Source organism: Variovorax boronicumulans (assembly GCF_009811375.1).
Classification (GTDB): domain Bacteria; phylum Pseudomonadota; class Gammaproteobacteria; order Burkholderiales; family Burkholderiaceae_C; genus Variovorax; species Variovorax boronicumulans.
In genome coordinates this window covers 2,316,046-2,331,543 of the sequence record NZ_BKDH01000001.1, presented here as the reverse complement: position 1 = coordinate 2,331,543, position 15,498 = coordinate 2,316,046, and the positions used below count along the sequence as shown (strand labels likewise).

General features: G+C 68.5%; 17 protein-coding genes. 7 read left to right on the top strand and 10 right to left on the bottom strand.

The genetic code is table 11. From position 1 onward, the window contains the following. Positions 1-52 precede the first annotated feature (52 nt). Positions 53-502: a nuclear transport factor 2 family protein gene (locus VHAB30_RS10630; RefSeq protein ID WP_159277012.1), complete on the top strand. Its 450-nt coding sequence runs from the start codon at positions 53-55 to the stop codon at positions 500-502. 102 nt (positions 503-604) lie between these two features. Then, positions 605-2,302: a long-chain fatty acid--CoA ligase gene (locus VHAB30_RS10625; RefSeq protein WP_159277011.1), complete on the top strand. Its 1,698-nt coding sequence runs from the start codon at positions 605-607 to the stop codon at positions 2,300-2,302. Here VHAB30_RS10625 and VHAB30_RS10620 read toward each other — a convergent pair. After that, positions 2,294-3,232: a LysR family transcriptional regulator gene (locus VHAB30_RS10620; RefSeq protein ID WP_159277010.1), complete on the bottom strand. Its 939-nt coding sequence runs from the start codon at positions 3,230-3,232 to the stop codon at positions 2,294-2,296. The two genes, VHAB30_RS10625 and VHAB30_RS10620, sit on opposite strands and share 9 nt — an antisense overlap. Before the next feature lie 139 nt (positions 3,233-3,371). Here VHAB30_RS10620 and VHAB30_RS10615 point away from each other — a divergent pair, with 139 nt between their 5' ends. Both VHAB30_RS10615 and VHAB30_RS10610 read left to right on the top strand, forming a co-directional pair. Next, the gene (locus VHAB30_RS10615; RefSeq protein ID WP_159277009.1) at positions 3,372-3,782 is read left to right on the top strand and encodes a RidA family protein; all 411 of its coding nucleotides are present in this window, start codon (positions 3,372-3,374) and stop codon (positions 3,780-3,782) included. A gap of 257 nt (positions 3,783-4,039) precedes the next feature. Then, positions 4,040-4,642 carry a hypothetical protein gene (locus VHAB30_RS10610; protein WP_159277008.1) on the top strand — a complete coding sequence of 201 codons (603 nt, stop codon included), beginning with the start codon at positions 4,040-4,042 and terminating at the stop codon, positions 4,640-4,642. A 13-nt stretch (positions 4,643-4,655) separates the two neighbouring features. On the opposite strand, the gene VHAB30_RS10605 is transcribed toward VHAB30_RS10610, so the two are convergent. The 6 genes from VHAB30_RS10605 to mltG all read right to left on the bottom strand — a co-directional run bounded on the left by VHAB30_RS10605 (position 4,656) and on the right by mltG (position 9,329). Beyond that, positions 4,656-5,336 carry an ankyrin repeat domain-containing protein gene (locus tag VHAB30_RS10605; RefSeq protein WP_095745272.1) on the bottom strand — a complete coding sequence of 227 codons (681 nt, stop codon included), beginning with the start codon at positions 5,334-5,336 and terminating at the stop codon, positions 4,656-4,658. Next, entirely contained in the window at positions 5,333-6,139 is an 807-nt protein-coding gene (locus VHAB30_RS10600) for a TatD family hydrolase (RefSeq protein ID WP_062472891.1), read from the bottom strand. The genes VHAB30_RS10605 and VHAB30_RS10600 overlap by 4 nt, the downstream gene beginning before the upstream one ends. Before the next feature lie 85 nt (positions 6,140-6,224). After that, a complete protein-coding gene (locus VHAB30_RS10595) occupies positions 6,225-6,611 on the bottom strand; it encodes a PilZ domain-containing protein (RefSeq protein ID WP_159277007.1) in 387 nt (128 codons plus the stop codon). Then, positions 6,608-7,630 (bottom strand): DNA polymerase III subunit delta', encoded by a 1,023-nt coding sequence (locus VHAB30_RS10590; protein ID WP_159277006.1) that lies wholly within the window; start codon positions 7,628-7,630, stop codon positions 6,608-6,610. Before VHAB30_RS10590 ends, VHAB30_RS10595 begins: the two co-directional genes overlap by 4 nt. Beyond that, entirely contained in the window at positions 7,627-8,298 is a 672-nt protein-coding gene (tmk, locus tag VHAB30_RS10585; RefSeq protein WP_159278325.1) for a dTMP kinase, read from the bottom strand. Before tmk ends, VHAB30_RS10590 begins: the two co-directional genes overlap by 4 nt. Positions 8,299-8,303: 5 nt before the next feature. Then, positions 8,304-9,329: an endolytic transglycosylase MltG gene (gene mltG / locus VHAB30_RS10580; RefSeq protein ID WP_062472898.1), complete on the bottom strand. Its 1,026-nt coding sequence runs from the start codon at positions 9,327-9,329 to the stop codon at positions 8,304-8,306. Between the two features lie 139 nt (positions 9,330-9,468). On the opposite strand from mltG, the gene ygfZ reads away from it, so the two are divergent. Both ygfZ and VHAB30_RS10570 read left to right on the top strand, forming a co-directional pair. Beyond that, the gene (gene ygfZ, locus VHAB30_RS10575) at positions 9,469-10,395 is read left to right on the top strand and encodes a CAF17-like 4Fe-4S cluster assembly/insertion protein YgfZ (RefSeq protein WP_070060618.1); all 927 of its coding nucleotides are present in this window, start codon (positions 9,469-9,471) and stop codon (positions 10,393-10,395) included. A 146-nt stretch (positions 10,396-10,541) separates the two neighbouring features. After that, on the top strand, positions 10,542-11,465 hold the full coding sequence (locus VHAB30_RS10570; RefSeq protein ID WP_159277005.1) for a hypothetical protein: 924 nt from the start codon (positions 10,542-10,544) through the stop codon (positions 11,463-11,465). Positions 11,466-11,483: 18 nt separating this feature from the next. Here the strand turns inward: VHAB30_RS10570 and VHAB30_RS10565 are convergent, their stop codons facing one another. The 3 genes from VHAB30_RS10565 to VHAB30_RS10555 are packed head-to-tail and all read right to left on the bottom strand — an operon-like array spanning position 11,484 to position 14,202. Next, positions 11,484-12,368, bottom strand: a complete 885-nt coding sequence (locus tag VHAB30_RS10565; RefSeq protein WP_159277004.1) for a YbgC/FadM family acyl-CoA thioesterase — start codon at positions 12,366-12,368, stop codon at positions 11,484-11,486. Beyond that, positions 12,365-13,279: an alpha/beta hydrolase gene (locus VHAB30_RS10560; protein WP_159278324.1), complete on the bottom strand. Its 915-nt coding sequence runs from the start codon at positions 13,277-13,279 to the stop codon at positions 12,365-12,367. Before VHAB30_RS10560 ends, VHAB30_RS10565 begins: the two co-directional genes overlap by 4 nt. Before the next feature lie 50 nt (positions 13,280-13,329). Continuing rightward, positions 13,330-14,202 carry a 2-keto-4-pentenoate hydratase gene (locus VHAB30_RS10555; protein ID WP_159277003.1) on the bottom strand — a complete coding sequence of 291 codons (873 nt, stop codon included), beginning with the start codon at positions 14,200-14,202 and terminating at the stop codon, positions 13,330-13,332. Positions 14,203-14,265: 63 nt separating this feature from the next. On the opposite strand from VHAB30_RS10555, the gene VHAB30_RS10550 reads away from it, so the two are divergent. Next, a complete protein-coding gene (locus VHAB30_RS10550) occupies positions 14,266-15,402 on the top strand; it encodes an iron-containing alcohol dehydrogenase (RefSeq protein ID WP_095947634.1) in 1,137 nt (378 codons plus the stop codon). Positions 15,403-15,498 lie beyond the last annotated feature (96 nt).

Genomic DNA, 15,498 nt, shown 5'->3' with positions numbered 1-15,498 from the left:
AAACCGACTTTGGGTCGGTAAATTTTCTCCATCGCATCCGATGGAGACAGACATGGCGTTTCCTGGCAAGACCGATCCCGCCGACCCCGCCCTGGGGACCGAAGCGTTGTTCGCGCGCTACCACGTCGGATGGGAAACGCGCGACCCCGACCGCATCGCGTCGCTGCATTCCGAAGACACGACCTACTGGTTGCACGACGGTTCCGCGCCGGTGCGCGGGCGCGAGGCGCTGCGCCAGTACTGCGTCGGCGTGTTCGCCCGCTATCCCTTCAGCTTCGAGCTGCGGCGCAGCCTGTTCGGCGCGCGGCACTGGGTGCTGGAGTGGGTGATGGTGCTGCCGCTGAAGGACACGGCAGGGCAGTCGTTCACCGCGCGCGTCGAGATGCTCGACGTGGTCGACGTCAACGACGCCGGCGAGGTGACACGCAAGGACGTCTACATGAACGGCGCCCAGTCGCAGGCCGCCTTTGCGCGCGCGGGCATCGCGCCCGGCCAGCAGTAGCCGCCCCGTTCTCGAACATCGCTCCCGCCTCCGGCACGCCGGAAGCGGGCAGGGCGCAGCCACGCCCATCGACCGACGCTCACCACCCACCAGGAGCACGCCATGCAGACCCGCCCGCATCACACGTTCTGGCCCCGGCGCCTGCCGCGCGCCTTGCACGCGGCACGCACGCCGCTCTGGGACAACCTCGCGGTCAATGCCCGCCGCTTTCCCGACAAGGCGGCGCTCATCTTCATGGGCCGCACGATGAGCTACGCGCAGCTGTGGGCCGCCGTCGAGCGCCTGTCGGCCGGCTTGCAAGCGCTGGGCGTGCGCCCCGGCGACCGCGTGCTGCTGGCGATGCAGAACTGCCCGCAGCTCGTGATCGCGCATTTCGCGATCCTGCGCGCCGATGCCGTGGTGGTGCCCGTCAACCCGATGAACCGCGCCGAGGAGCTGAAGCATTTCATCGTCGATCCCGATGCGCAGGTGGCGATCGCGACGGCGGACCTCGCGGTCGAGCTCGCGAAAGCCAGCGATGCCTTGCCGCAGGCGCAGCAGCTGCGCCACCTCGTCGTGACCCAGTTCACTGATGCCTTCGACCCGGCCGCGCTGTCGGATCAGGACATGCCGGCAGCCTGGGCACCGTGGCTGCTGCCGCGGCGCGAACTGCCGGCGCTGACCGGTGGCGCGGTGCATGCGTGGTCCGACTGTCTGGCCTGCGAACAAGCACCGCCCGTGGCCCGCGCCGACGCGGACGCACTGGCCCTGTTGCCCTACACCAGCGGCACGACCGGCCTGCCCAAGGGCTGCATGCTCAGCCACGCGAACGCGATGCACAACGCAATGGCCATCAACGCCTGGGGCAACGTGACGCCGCAGAGCATCCACCTCGTGGCCGTACCGATGTTCCACATCACCGGCATGGTCGGCGTCATGCACGCGGCGATGCAGGTGGGCGCCACGGCCGTGCTCATGCCGCGCTGGGACCGCGAACTGGCGGGCCGGCTGATCGCCACGCACCAGGTCACGCACTGGGCCAACATCCCGACCATGGTCATCGACCTGCTGGCCAGCCCGAACGTGGCGCGCTTCGACCTGTCGAGCCTGGTGGCCATCGGCGGCGGCGGGGCGGCGATGCCGCAGGCGGTGGCACAGCGGCTGTTCGAGCAGTACGGCCTGCGTTATGTCGAGGCCTACGGCCTCACCGAGACCGCCGCGCCCTCGCACTACAACCCGCCCGACGCACCCAAGCTGCAGTGCCTGGGCATCCCGTTCATGAGCACCGACGCGCGCGTGATCGACCCCGACACGGGCCGCGAGGTCACGCCAGGTGCGCAGGGCGAGATCGTGATCCACGGGCCGCAGGTCTTCGCGGGCTACTGGAAGCGCCCGGCGGACACCGAGGCTGCTTTCGTCGAGATTGACGGCAAGCGGTTCTTCCGCTCCGGCGACATGGGGCATGTGGACGGGGAGGGCTACTTCTTCGTCACCGACCGGCTCAAGCGGATGATCAACGCAAGCGGCTTCAAGGTCTGGCCGGCCGAGGTGGAGGCGCTGATGTTCCGCCACCCGGCCATCCAGGAGGCCTGCGTGATCGCGACTCGGGACGCCTACCGCGGCGAATCGGTCAAGGCGCTGGTGGTGCTCAAGCCTGCGCAAGCGCCAGTGAGCGCGCAGGACATCATCGACTGGTGCGGAGCGAACATGGCGGCGTACAAGGCGCCGCGTGTGGTGCAGTTCGTCGACGCGCTGCCCAAGAGCGGCAGCGGCAAGGTGATGTGGCGCGCGCTGCAGGAAGCAGAGGCTGCGTCAACGTGAAGCCGACGGGCCCGGGCGAACGATGACCGGCGCATGCTGCGCCATCAGCCCGGCGACCCACTCGATGAACGCGCGCAGCTTGGCGCTCACATGCCGGTTCGGCGCGAACGCCACGTACAGCGGCATCGGATCGAGCTGCCAGTCTTCGAACAGCGGCACCAGTTCGCCGCGCGCCCGGTGCGGCGCGGCCATGTAGTCCGGCAGCCAGAGGATGCCCAGGCCCGCCAGCCCCGCTGCGAGGTAGGCATTGCCGTCGTCGACCGAGAGCACGTAGCGGCCCTGCACGTCGACGCGCTCGCCGCCCCGGCGCATGGCGTATGGAAAGGTCTTGCCGTGGCGTGACCACAGGAAGCCGACGATGCGGTGGTGCGTGTCTTCCAGCTCGTGCGGGTGCGTCGGCGTGCCGGCCAGTTCGAGATAGCTTGGTGCCGCATAGACCCCTAGCCGAAGGTCGCCCACGCGGCGGGCCATGAGCGAGGGGTCGGTGAGTTCGCCGCCGCGCACCACGCAATCGACGTTCTCGCCGATCACATCGACCATGCGATCGCTCACGCCCATGTCGAGTTGGATGTCGGGGTAGCGCGCATGGAAGGCCGGCAGCGCGGGCACCAGGATCATGCGGGCCAGCGGGCTCGGCACATCCACGCGAAGGCGGCCTCGGGGCAGGGCGGCGGCGCCCGACAGGCTGGTTTCGGCGTCGTCCAGGTCGGCCAGCAGCCGCACCGCACGTTCGTAGTACGCCGCGCCATCGGCCGTGACGCTCACCTTGCGCGTCGTGCGATTGAGCAGCTTCACGCGCAGCCGCGCCTCCAACTGCTGCACGAGCTGGGTCACGCTGGTCTTGCTCATGTGCAGCGTGTCGGCGGCCTTGGTGAAGCTGCCGGCTTCCACCACGCGGGTGAAGGCCTGCATTGCATCGAAACGATCCATGAGAGGGCTCCTGCGGGGCGTGTGCCGTGATTGTTTGGGATCTGCAAACAGTGATTGTTGGCGTTGCCCGTTTATCGATGACGCAGGGCTTCCTAAAGTCCCTGCATCGTCCTCACTCACCGCAGAAAGAAAACACCCCATGGCCTCCTCACGCGACGTCGTTTTTCCACCCGGGCGCCAGGCGCTCTACGAACGCAACCGCTATTCGCCGGCGGTTCGCTCCAACGGCTTCCTGTTCGTGTCGGGGCAGGTCGGCAGCCGCGAAGACGGCTCGCCGGAGCCTGAACTGGAGGCGCAGGTGCGGCGCGCGTTCGACAACCTGAACGCCATCCTGAAAGCCGCGGGCTGCACCTTCGACGACGTGGTCGACGTGACAGTCTTCATCGTCGATCCAGAATCGAACTTCGAAACGATCTGGAAGCTGGTGCCCGAGTACTGGGGCGAAGCGCCGCATCCGACGCTGACCGGGATCGGCGTGACGTGGCTCTATGGCTTCCAGTTCGAGATCAAGGTGATTGCGAAGCTGCCGGATGGGAGCACGCTGAGCTGATTCGACTCAGGGCAACTTCGCTCAGGCCTGAAATCAAGGGCTGGGCGAAGTGCGAGAGCCGGAAGGGCATTGGGCTCGGGTCGAGGACTGCCAAGGCTCTCTGGTTCACAGCGGCAAACGGTCCGCATCTACACAAGTCATTTTACATAATGCACATTGTGTTCAATGTGAAGGGGCTACCGTACAGTCGACGGAACTCAAGAAACCCAGGCAAGCATCCCGCAAGCCCAACCCGTCAAAAAAAGGAACGACCACAAGTGACATCGAACGTCCTTGCCGGCCAGGAAGAAATGAGCCACTGCTTCTGCTGGCGATCGAGCAAGGAAGGATCGAGCGCTCGTTCTTCCTTTCTGTTGGCAGCTGCGGCTTCTCTGGCGGTACTCGCCATGGCCGCACCCGTCTATCTCCTCGGGCTCGGCTTCGCGAGCCTTGCCTCGCTCGCGAACGGCGTGAACCCGTTTTCATCCGGCGTGTTCGCTGATCCGGCAATTTGGCTCCCGCTGTTCGGGACGAGCGGCCTCGCGGGTCTCATGCTGCTGGTCGCGACCTCCAGAAAAACGGTGATCGCCTTCAGCTTCAATTCGGAAACCAGGCAGCTCAGCTATGTCGAGACGGCGCCACTGCGAAAGCCGCGCACCACCGTGGTCCCGTTTGAGTCCATTCGCGCAGTGAACCCCACAGTGCTCACCAGCTACGCCACGGCGGGTTATCTCAGCGTGGTCACGCGCTTGCCAGGACAGGATGAAAAGTCCCTATGGCTGGGCAACGATATTCCGGTGGAGAGCCTTCAGGCGCACTGCACGTGGTTGTCCAGATACCTGGGAGACCGTGTTCATCCTCTGCTGCGTCAGGATTGCTGAGGCCTGCGGCCGCTCACCACTTCCCATCTTTCGGCACCGCCTTCACCCCATTCGCCTTCGCATCCCCAGCGGCCTTGATCAGCTCCGCAGACTCCGCCCGGTTAGCCTTCACTGCAAAGTCAACCGCAGTCATGCCAAGCTGGTTCTTCATCGCCGTATCCGCGCCTTCAGCCAGCAGCAACTTCACGGCATCGTTCGATCCGTACATCGCGGCCATCATCAGCGGCGTGGTGCCGTTCGGCGACTGGGCGTCGATGAAGGCATGGTTCTCGAGCAGCAGCTTCATGATCGACAGTTGCCCGCTGCTTGCCGCGTAATGCAGCGGCGCCCAGCCGGTCTTGTTGACGGCGGCGTCGCGTTTGAGCAGTTGCACCACCAGGTCCTGCTGGCCCTTGATCGACGCCAGCATGAGCGGCGTTTCGTCCTTGGCGTTGGCCAGGTCGACGTTGAGTTGCGGTGACTCCATCAGCACCTGGATGACCTTCGGCGACGGCTCGCGCAGCGCGAGCATCAAACCGGTCTGGCCGTGTTCGTCGCGCGTGTTGGGATCGAAACCGCGGTTCAGCAGGGTGCGCACACCGCTGGCGTTGTCGCCGCGCACGGCACGGAAAAAGTCTTCGAACGAACCAGCATGCGCTGCAAAAGATGCAGCCATGACAACAAGATATATCGATTTCTTAAAGTAGTTTTTCATGATTTGACTTCCCTGAACAATGTTTCGAAGTTGTCGCTTGTCGCCTTGGCGATGTCCTCTACGGGCATTTGTCGCAGTTCGGCGATCTGTTGCGCCACGAAGGGCACGTACGACGGGTTGTTGGTCTTGCCTCGGTACGGCACGGGCGCCAGGTAGGGGCTGTCGGTCTCGATCAGCATGCGGTCCAGCGGCACGAAGGCCGCCACGTCGCGCAGGTCCTGGGCTTTCTTGAAGGTCAGGATGCCCGAAAAGGAAATGTAGAAACCCAGGTCGAGCGCGGCGCGCGCCACCTCGGCGGTTTCGGTGAAGCAATGGAACACGCCGCCGGCCGCCCTGCCCGCGCCGTCTTCGCCCTCCTCCTTGAGGATGGCCAGCGTGTCGGCCGAGGCGTCACGCGTGTGGATGATGAGCGGCTTGCGGGTCTGCTGCGCGGCGCGGATGTGCACGCGGAAGCGGTCGCGCTGCCACTCCATGTCGGCGATGCTGCGGCCGCCCTTGCGCTCTTCCATCTGATAGTAGTCGAGGCCGGTTTCGCCGATGGCCACAACACGCGGGCGCGCCGACAGGCGCACCAGCTCTTCCACGGTGGGCTCGGCGATGTCCTCGTTGTCGGGGTGCACGCCCACGCTGGCCCAGAAGTTGTCGTAGCTGGCGGCCAGGGCCTGCACGTCATCGAATTCCTCGAGCTTGGTGCAGATGCACAGCGCCCGGTCGACCTTGGCGGCGGCCATGGCGGCGCGGATCTGGGGCATCTGGTCCGCGAATTCGGGAAAGGTCAGGTGGCAGTGGGAGTCGGTGAACATCGGAAAGGATGAAGTGCGGCGCGCCTGTGGGAGATCGCGCCGTGTCCGGAGTTCCGCGTCACGGGGACGGCGGCGGAGAAAGAACTCAGATGGTCTGGGTCGGGCGGTCGGAGGCCATGGAGCCACCGAGCGCGGCTTCGATGCGCGCCTTCAGCTGGCGCGACTTCTCGTCCGAGGGAAAGCGCACGCCGACGCCCGGCGCCCGGTTGCCGGCGGCGCGGGCCGGCGTGATCCAGGCGACCTTTCCGGCGACCGGATAGCGCTGCGGGTCTTCGGGCAGCGTGAGCAGCACGTAGACGTCGTCGCCCAGCCGGTATTCGCGCGTGGTCGGAATGAAGATGCCGCCCTCGGCAAACAGCGGGATGTAGGCCGCGTAGAGCGCGCCCTTTTCTTTGATGGCGAGCTGGATGACGCTCGGCCGGGCGGGCGTGGCAGACGAAGCGGCGGCGGCGGGAGCGACAGGTTGGTTCATGGGCGGCGAGCGGCAGAGTTTAGGGTGCTTCGCGCCTCGCTCACAAGCGCTTCGAGCATGAGGCCGGCGTTGAACGGGTGCTCGGCGGTCCGCGCGGCGGCGGCGAGCGACTTCGACCAGCGCGCCAGCGCCAGCTTGTGCGGGGCCGGTGGCAGGTCGGCCGCGTCGAAGAAACGGGGTTCGGCACCGTGACCCACGGCCATCAGGTCGTGGCAGAGCTTTTGCAGCGAGACGACGGCCTGGGCCGGCACCTGGTCGGCCAGCGCGCCCACGTCGCCACGCGACACGGCCTTGGGCAGCAGCGACCACGCCTTGGGCGACTGGCCCGAGCGCGCCAGCCGCAGCGCATCGCTGGGCCGTCCGCCCGCGGCGCGCAGCAGCTGCGCGGCATCGGCAACGGGCACGTCTTGTGCCACCAGCCAGGCCTCGGCCTCGGCGGTTTCGGGCCACGGTAGCGTGAAGCCCAGGCAGCGGCTGCGGATGGTCGGCAACAACTGCCACGCGGCTTCGCTGGCGAGCACGAAGCGCACGTCGCCGACGGGTTCTTCCAGCGTCTTGAGCAGCGCGTTGGCGGTGATGGTGTTCATGCGCTCGGCCGGATACACGAGCACGACCTTGCCGCGACCGCGCGCGCTGGTGCGCTGCGCAAAGCCGACGGCGTCGCGCATGGCTTCGACGCGGATCTCGCGGCTGGCCTTGCGCTTCTTGTCGTCGATGTCGGACTGCGCCTTTTCGTCGAGCGGCCAGCCCAGTTCCTGCATCGCGACCTCGGGCATCAGCACGCACAGGTCGGCGTGGGTGCGGACCTCGATGGCGTGGCAGCTCGCGCAGTGGCCGCAGGCGGCACCGCCCTCCTCCACCGGCTGTTCGCACAGCCAGGCGGCGGCGAGCGCCAGCGCGAGTTCGTACTGGCCGATGCCCGACGGGCCTTGCAGCAGCCAGGCATGGCCGCGCTGGCGCAGCAGTTCGGCCAAGGGCTGGCGCAGCCACGGGGTCAGCGTGTTCACCGGCTCGCTCATCGCGCGGCTCCCTGCACCGGCGACAGCACGCCGCGCGCCACCAGTGCGGTGTCGATCTGCTGCCAGACCTGGTCGCGGGCCTGGCTCGCGTCGATGCGCACGAAGCGCGACGCATCGGCGGCGGCGCGGGCCGCATAGCCCTGCGCCACGCGGCGGAAGAACTCGACGGGCTGGGCCTCGAACTTGTCGGGCACGCGCGCGCCGGCCAGGCGCTGGGCGGCGATTTCAGGGGCGAGGTCGAACCACACGGTCACTTGGGGTTGCAGCAGTTGCGCCGCCGGCAGACCGGCCCGGCCCGCCTGCACCCACTGTTCGAGGGTCGCCAGCACGGCGGTGTCGAAGCCGCGCCCCGCGCCCTGGTAGGCGAAGGTGGCGTCGGTGAAACGGTCGCACAGCACGACCTCGCCGCGCGCCAGCGCCGGTTCGATCACCTGGGCGATGTGGTCGCAGCGCGCCGCAAACACCAGCAGCGATTCAGTCAGCGGGTTCATCGGCTGTTCGAGCACCAGCCCGCGCAGCGTCTCCGCCAGTGGCGTGCCGCCGGGTTCGCGCGTGCGCACCACGGTGCGGCCCTGCGCCTTGAAGCGGGCTTCCAGCGCGTCGAGGTGGCTCGACTTGCCCGCGCCGTCGATGCCTTCCAGCGTCAGAAACAGACCGCCATTGCTGATCGAACTCATTGGGTCGCCTTGGGTTGGGAGCTGCTGCCGCCGCCTCGCTGGTAGCGGTTGACCGCGCGGTTGTGGTCGTCGAGCGAGCTGCTGAACTGGCTCGTGCCATCGCCGCGCGAGACGAAGTACAGCGACTTGCTCTGCGCCGGCTGCACGGCCGCCAGCAGCGCGGCCTTGCCGGGCATGGCGATCGGCGTGGGCGGCAGGCCGCCGCGGGTGTAGGTGTTCCAGGGCGTGTCGGTCTGCAGGTCGCGCTTGCGCAGGTTGCCGTCGAAGGCGGTGCCCATGCCGTAGATCACGGTCGGGTCGGTCTGCAGCGGCATGCCGATGCGCAGCCGGTTGGTGAAGACGGCGGCGATCTCCGCGCGGTCGTTGGCCTTGCCTGTCTCCTTTTCGACAATGCTGGCCAGAATAAGCGCCTCATCGGCCGACTTGAGCGGCAAATCGGCCGCACGCGCCGCCCAGGCGGCCTCGAGCTTCTTGTCCATGGCCCGCATGGCGCGCTGCAGCAGTGCGATGTCGGTCGAGCCCTTCGAGTAGGTGTAGGTGTCCGGGAAAAAGCGGCCTTCGGGGTGCAGGCCCGGCTTGCCCAGCGCGGCCATCAACGCGTCTTCGCTCATGCCCACGCTTTCGGGCTTGAGCTGCTCGGCCTTGGCGAGCGCGGCGCGCACCTGGCGGATGTTCCAGCCTTCGACCAGCACCACGCTGCGCGTGGCTTCCTCGCCGCGCACCAGGACGTTGAGCAGCAGCTTGGGCGTGACACCGCGTTCCAGTTCGTAACTGCCGGCGCGCATCTGGCGGTCTTGCCCCGAGACGCGGAACCACAGGTACAGCAGCTGAGGCTGCACGTCGACGCCGGTGTCGGCCACGGCCTGGGCGATGCCGCGCGGCGTGGTGCCGGGTTCCACCGACAGGTCGACGCTGGGCGTCGGCAACTTGAGCGGCTGGTGCACCCACCAGAGACCGGCGCCGCCGAGCGCCAGGACGGCCAGGGCCACGAGCAGGAAGAGCGTGAGGAAGAAGCTGCGCACGAATCCGAGGAAAAGACGGAGGAAGAAAAAAGGGCTGGCAAGCAGATGGACACCGGCCCGCGGGAACGGCCGGCCCCGTCGCTGCGACGGGGAATCCCTGCCGCCCCGAAGGAACAGGCACGGCCATGATAATTCAGCGATGACCACAGTCGTTCTCAACGGGGTGAGCACCCTGCCCCACCTCGGCGTGATCCGCGCCGAAGGCCCCGATGCCGCCAGCTTCCTGCACGGCCAGCTCACGCAGGATTTCTCTCTGCTCGGTGCCACAGAAGCCCGCCTGGCGGCGCTCTGCACGGCCAAGGGCCGCGTGATCGCCAGCTTCATCGGCATCCGGCCGCAACCCGAACTGATCCTGCTGGTGTGCAGCCGCGACATCCTGGCGGCCACGCTCAAGCGCCTGTCGATGTACGTGCTGCGCGCCAAGGTCAAGCTGACCGACGCCACCGAGCAGTTCGCGCTGCACGGCGTGGCCGGCACCGCCCTGACCGCCAACGGCCTGGACGCGGCCCTGCCGCCCGGTCGCCGCACGGCCATCGGCGAAGACATCAGCGTGGTGTCGCTGTACCCGGCCGACGGCGTGCCGCGCGCGCTGTGGATCGCGCCGGCCGACCAGAAGGCGCCCGTGGGCCCGACGCTCGACGCCGCGCTGTGGCCCTGGAGCGAGGTGCGCAGCGGCATCGTCACGCTGACCACGCCGGTGATCGAGGCCTTCGTGCCGCAGATGATCAACTACGAGTCGGTGGGCGGCGTGAACTTCAAGAAGGGCTGCTACCCCGGCCAGGAAATCGTGGCCCGCAGCCAGTTCCGCGGCACGCTCAAGCGCCGCACCTACCTCGCGCAGACCGACGCCCCGCTGGCCGCGGGCCAGGAGGTGTTCGCGGCCAACGACGCCGAACAGCCCGTGGGCACCGTGGCGCAGGCCGCGCCCGCGCCCGATGGCGGCTGGTCGGCGCTCATCTCCATCCAGATCGCCGCGCTCGAGGCCGGCGGCCTGCACGCGGGGGCGCCCGGCGGACCGGCGCTGTCGGTCGAGCCGCTGCCCTACCCGCTGCTCGAAGACATCTGATTTCCCCTGCGTCCCTGCCTTCTTTCCGGGGGCGCTTGGCGCTGTCTCACCGACAGCGCCATTTTTTTGCGCGACGCTTAACCCCGTTCGCGAGGCCCCGCCGTAGAAGCCTGCATCGATCCACTCTTGGCAAGGAAGCCACCATGATGCAGCGCAGACTTCTCCTCACCACCGTCCTGGCCCTGACCGCGCTGTCGGCGGGGGCGGAAAGCCCGATGCGGCCCTACCCCTCCGGTGCCAGCCGCATCGGCGGGCTGATGAACATCAGCATCGTCGACCGCACGAGCGGCGCCGAGCTGCCGATCTACCGCCACCGCGGCGAGTACTGGGTGGCCGGCCGCCCCGGTGCGCGCTATGCGATCCGGGCGCGCAACGCGATGGGCGAACGCATCATGGCCGTGATGTCGGTGGACGGCGTCAACGTCGTCACCGGCGAAACCGCCGGCGTCGGCCAGAACGGCTACGTGTTCGGCCCGCGCGAGCGCAGCGACATCGCGGGCTGGCGCAAGAGCGATTCGCAGATCGCGGCCTTCGAGTTCGCCGCCGCCGGCAACTCCTACGCGAGCCGCACGGGCCGCCCCGACGACGTGGGCGTGGTCGGCGTCGCGATGTTCCGCGAGCGCCGGCCGGAACCGCCGCCGCCGGTCGTGACGCCTTATCCGTCGCGCGACGAGTACAGCAACAGCAGCCGCGAACGGCGCAGCGAGGCGCCGCCGGCACCGTCGTCGATGGGCGATGCGCGCGCCAAGGCGGCCCCACCCGCAGGCAGCGCCGGCAACGCCGACATGGCCGCCGAGTCGTCCGCCAGCGCCATGGCCCGCCAGTCGGCGCCCAGCCCGAGCCTGGGCACGGCCCACGGACGGCGCGAGACCTCCTACGTCGGCAAGACGACCTTCGAGCGCGCCAACTCGCAGCCCGACGAGGTGATCCGCATCCGCTACGACAGCCGCGAGAACCTGGTCGCCGCGGGCGTCATCCCGGTGCCGCAGGGCTGGCCGCGCCCCTCGGGTCCCTCGCCCTTCCCGGGCTCGGACCCCGGCTACGTGCCGGACCCGCCGGCCCGCTACTGACCGCAGGCGCTGCTGCGTTCAGCGCAGCGCGCGCCGCATCTCGATGTGCGCGATGCCGGCTTCCTCGAAAGGCTGGCCGTGCACGGCGTAGCCGAGTCGCGCATAAAAGCGCTCGGCGCTGCGCTGCGCATTGAGCGCCACCTCGCGGTCGCCGCGCGCGCGGGCCGCGTCTTCCAGCGCCTGCACCACGGCCGCGCCGTGGCCGCCGCTGCGCAGGGTGCGGTGCACCGCCATGCGGCCGATGTGCGAGACACCGTCTTCGGCGGGCAGCAGCCGGCCGGTGCCGATGACCTGGCCGAGCCGGTTGCGCGCCACCGCGTGCAGCACGACGGCGTCGTGCGCGTCCCACTCCAGCTCCTTGGGAATGTTCTGTTCCTCGATGAACACGGCGCGGCGCAGCGCGCTCGCGCCTTCGCCGAGCGTGGCCCAGTCGCCGGTCTCGACGGTACGCATCGGCTCGCCGGCCTCGAAGGCCGTCAGCGTTTCGCGCAGGGCCGCGGGCACCGGCTTCGAGGTCTGCGTGGCCGGGTCGGCGAACACGTAGACGAGCTCGCAGCCCACCAGGAACTCGTCCTGGCGGAACAGGCCGCCCTGGAAAATGATCGACGAGTTGCCGATGCGCGCGCACTTCATGCCCACGTCGATCACGTCGTCCATGCGGGCCGAGGCGCGGAAGTCGATGGTCGCCTTGCGCACGTACAGGTCGCCGCCCAGCGAGTGCATCGCCTCTTCGTACGGCAACGCCATCGCACGCCAGTAGTCGGCGATGGCGGTGTCGAAGTACATCAGGTAGTGCGCGTTGAAGACGATCTTCTGCATGTCCACCTCGGCCCAGCGCACGCGCAGGCGGTGGAAGTAGTGGAAGTCCTCGCTGCGGACCGGGGTGTTGTTGTTGTCGCTCATGGGTTCAATGCCTCTTTCAGTGCGCGGGCCGCGTCGTTCTGCGCCTGCAGCGCTTCGGGAATCGCGCGGCCCATCTTGATGAATTCGTGGATCACGCCACGGTAGATTTCCAGGTCGACCGCCACGCCCGCGGCGCGCAGCTTGTCGGCGTAGGCGATGCCTTCGTCCACCACCGGGTCGGCCTCGGCCAGGCCGATCCAGGCCGGTGCCACATCGTCGACGTCGTCGGCCAGCAGGGGCGCGAAACGCCAGTCGTCGCGGTCGGCGGGCGTGTTCACGTACTGGGCGAAGAAGAAGTCGATCATGGCCTTGGTCAGCAGCGGGCCATCGACATGGCGTCGGTGCGACTCGGTGTCCTGGTGCGCGGCCATGCCGGGGTAGATGAGCAGCTGCAGCGCCACCGGCAGGCCGGCATCGCGCGCCAGGATCGCGCACACGGCCGCCAGCGTGCCGCCCGCGCTGTCGCCGCCCACTGCCAGGCGCGTGCCGTCGAGGCCCAGGCTCGCGCCCTGCGTGGCGATGAACTGGAACGCGTCCCAGGCATCGTTCGACGCGGTCGGAAACTTGTGCGCGGGCGCGAGCCGGTAGTCGACCGACACCACCGCGCAGCCGCTCTTGAGGCTGAGCACGCGGCACAGCGTGTCGTGCGTGCGGATGTTGCCGACCGTGAAGCCGCCGCCGTGGAAGTACACGAGCACCGGCAGCACCTCGGCCGACGGCGCATACAGCCGCGCGGGAATGGCGTGGCCGTCGCGCGCGGCGATGTGGAAGTCTTCGATGCGCGCCAGCTCGGGCTTGGGCACCTCGAGCACGCCCGCGCCTTTTTCGTACGAGGCCTTGGCTTCGTCGGGCGTGAGCTGGTCGAGCGGCGGATGGCCCGCGCGCGCCATGCGTTCGACCACGCCGGCCATCTTCGGGGTGAGTGCGGGTTGCGCGAGGCGGTTCGCTGTCGTGGTCGTGCTCACTTGAAAGACACCACCACCGGTTGCATGCGCGACAGCCCTTCGTAGCTCACCACCACCGTCTGCCCGGCCTTGGGCGGCAGCAGCGGCGAGAACGAGCCCAGGCTGATCAGGTCGCCCGGCTTCAGCGCGATGCCCTCCTTGGCCAGCGCGCCGGCCAGCCACACTACCGCATTGAGCGGGTGTTCGAGGATGTCCGAGCCCTTGCCGGTCGCCAGTTCCTTGCCCTGCCCGTCCTTCATGACCACGCGCATGTCGCGCAGGCTTTCGAGCATCCAGGACTGGCCGTCGGCCGTCGCCGGCACATCGACCGGCAGGCCGCGCACGCCGAGCCGCGCGCCGACGTTGATGGCCGCCACGCCCGGGCCGTTGAGCTTCGAGGGCGTCTGCACCGCGAGGTCGGGCAGCTCGATGAAGGGAATGAGCTGGTCGATGTTGGCCAGCACCTCGGCCGGTGTCTTGGCCTTGTGGATGTCGGCGCTCTTCACGCGCACCAGCATGTCGGCCTCGAACAGCGGCCGCGCGCCGAAGGCCGCATCGACCACCGCGCCGTTGTCGAGCAGCATGCGCTGGTAGAGCACGCCCCACACGGGCTGGTCGTAGTTGAAGCGCTTCTGCACCGCGGGGTTGGTCAGGCCCGCCTTGTAGCCGACCACGTCACCGAGGTTGCGCGCATGCAGCACGTTGAGCTTGGCGCGCGTGCAGGTGGCGTCGGCCTCGCTGAGGTTCTCGATGTCGGCGGCGGGCGTGCGCGCCGCCTGCGCGGCGGCGAAGTCGGCCACCTGGGTGTCGCTGAGGCAGGCGGCCTGGACCGAGGCGGCCAGCAGCGATGAGCCCAGTGCGACAGACGCAAGGGTTTTGTTGGTGGGCAAGAATGTCCCCTCTTGTTAGATTCGAACGGTCAGCAATCGTACTGCCCTCGGGCGTTCCCCCTCATGGCCCTCATCCAATACCTCACCCAGATCCAGTTCGAATTCGGCGCCATCAAGCTCCTGTCGAGCGAGTGCGCGCGCATCGGCATCAACCGCCCCCTGATCGTCACCGACGCCGGCGTGCGCGCGGCCGGCGTGCTGCAGAAGGCGCTCGACGCCATCGCCGATCTCGAGGTCTCGGTGTTCGACCAGACGCCCTCCAACCCGACCGAGGCCGCGGTGCGTGCCGCCGTCGAGCTGTACCGCAGCGGCCGCTGCGACGGCCTCATCGCCGTGGGCGGCGGCTCGGCCATCGACTGCGCCAAGGGCGTGGCCATCGCGGCCACGCACGACGGCCCGCTCAAGACCTACGCCACCATCGAAGGCGGCTCGCCCAAGATCACCGAGCGCGCGGTGCCGCTCATTGCCGTGCCCACCACCAGCGGCACCGGCAGCGAGGTGGCGCGCGGCGCCATCGTCATCGTCGACGACCACCGCAAGCTCGGCTTCCACAGCTGGTTCCTCATGCCCAAGGCCGCCATCTGCGACCCCGAGCTCACGCTCGGCCTGCCGCCCCGGCTCACGGCCGCCACCGGCATGGACGCCATCGCGCACTGCATGGAAACCTTCATGTCGGCCGCCTTCAACCCGCCGGCCGACGGCATCGGCCTCGACGGCCTGGAGCGCGCCTGGGGCCACATCGAGCGCGCGACGAAAGACGGCAGCGACCGCGAAGCGCGCCTGAACCTCATGAGCGCGTCGATGCAGGGCGCCATGGCCTTCCAGAAGGGCCTGGGCTGCGTGCACTCGCTGAGCCACAGCCTGGGCGGCGTCGATCCGCGCCTGCACCACGGCACGCTCAACGCCCTCTTCCTGCCGGCGGTGATCCACTTCAATTCGGGCGCCGAGTCGGTGCAGAAGGAACAGCGCCTTCAGCGCATGGCGCAGGCCATGCACCTGGACTCGGCCGGCGACCTCGGTCACGCGATCCGCGACATGAACGCGCGCCTGGGCCTGCCCAAGGGCCTGGCCGAAGTGGGCGTGACGCCCGCGATGTTCGAACAGATCATCGACGGCGCCATGGCCGACCATTGCCACAAGACCAACCCGCGGCTGGCCACGCGCGACGACTACAAGGCGATGCTCGAAGCGTCGATGTAAAACCTTTGCGTCACTCCTGCTGCGCAGGCGTGCATTCGCTTTCACAAAAGGCCGTTTCGACGGCCTTTTTGCATGGGGCGCGTCATGGATGTGACA

What these genes read in the sequence shown, in the direction of transcription:
- VHAB30_RS10560 (WP_159278324.1), bottom strand. Translation starts at nt 13,279, where the DNA reads ATGGCCGGCGTGGTCGAACGCATGGCGCGCGCGGGCCATCCGCCGCTC.
- VHAB30_RS10625 (WP_159277011.1), top strand. Translation starts at nt 605, where the DNA reads ATGCAGACCCGCCCGCATCACACGTTCTGGCCCCGGCGCCTGCCGCGC.
- VHAB30_RS10615 (WP_159277009.1), top strand. Translation starts at nt 3,372, where the DNA reads ATGGCCTCCTCACGCGACGTCGTTTTTCCACCCGGGCGCCAGGCGCTC.
- VHAB30_RS10565 (WP_159277004.1), bottom strand. Translation starts at nt 12,368, where the DNA reads ATGAGCGACAACAACAACACCCCGGTCCGCAGCGAGGACTTCCACTAC.
- VHAB30_RS10620 (WP_159277010.1), bottom strand. Translation starts at nt 3,232, where the DNA reads ATGGATCGTTTCGATGCAATGCAGGCCTTCACCCGCGTGGTGGAAGCC.
- VHAB30_RS10595 (WP_159277007.1), bottom strand. Translation starts at nt 6,611, where the DNA reads ATGAACCAACCTGTCGCTCCCGCCGCCGCCGCTTCGTCTGCCACGCCC.
- VHAB30_RS10590 (WP_159277006.1), bottom strand. Translation starts at nt 7,630, where the DNA reads ATGAGCGAGCCGGTGAACACGCTGACCCCGTGGCTGCGCCAGCCCTTG.
- VHAB30_RS10570 (WP_159277005.1), top strand. Translation starts at nt 10,542, where the DNA reads ATGCAGCGCAGACTTCTCCTCACCACCGTCCTGGCCCTGACCGCGCTG.
- ygfZ (WP_070060618.1), top strand. Translation starts at nt 9,469, where the DNA reads ATGACCACAGTCGTTCTCAACGGGGTGAGCACCCTGCCCCACCTCGGC.
- VHAB30_RS10605 (WP_095745272.1), bottom strand. Translation starts at nt 5,336, where the DNA reads ATGAAAAACTACTTTAAGAAATCGATATATCTTGTTGTCATGGCTGCA.
- VHAB30_RS10630 (WP_159277012.1), top strand. Translation starts at nt 53, where the DNA reads ATGGCGTTTCCTGGCAAGACCGATCCCGCCGACCCCGCCCTGGGGACC.
- VHAB30_RS10550 (WP_095947634.1), top strand. Translation starts at nt 14,266, where the DNA reads ATGGCCCTCATCCAATACCTCACCCAGATCCAGTTCGAATTCGGCGCC.
- VHAB30_RS10600 (WP_062472891.1), bottom strand. Translation starts at nt 6,139, where the DNA reads ATGTTCACCGACTCCCACTGCCACCTGACCTTTCCCGAATTCGCGGAC.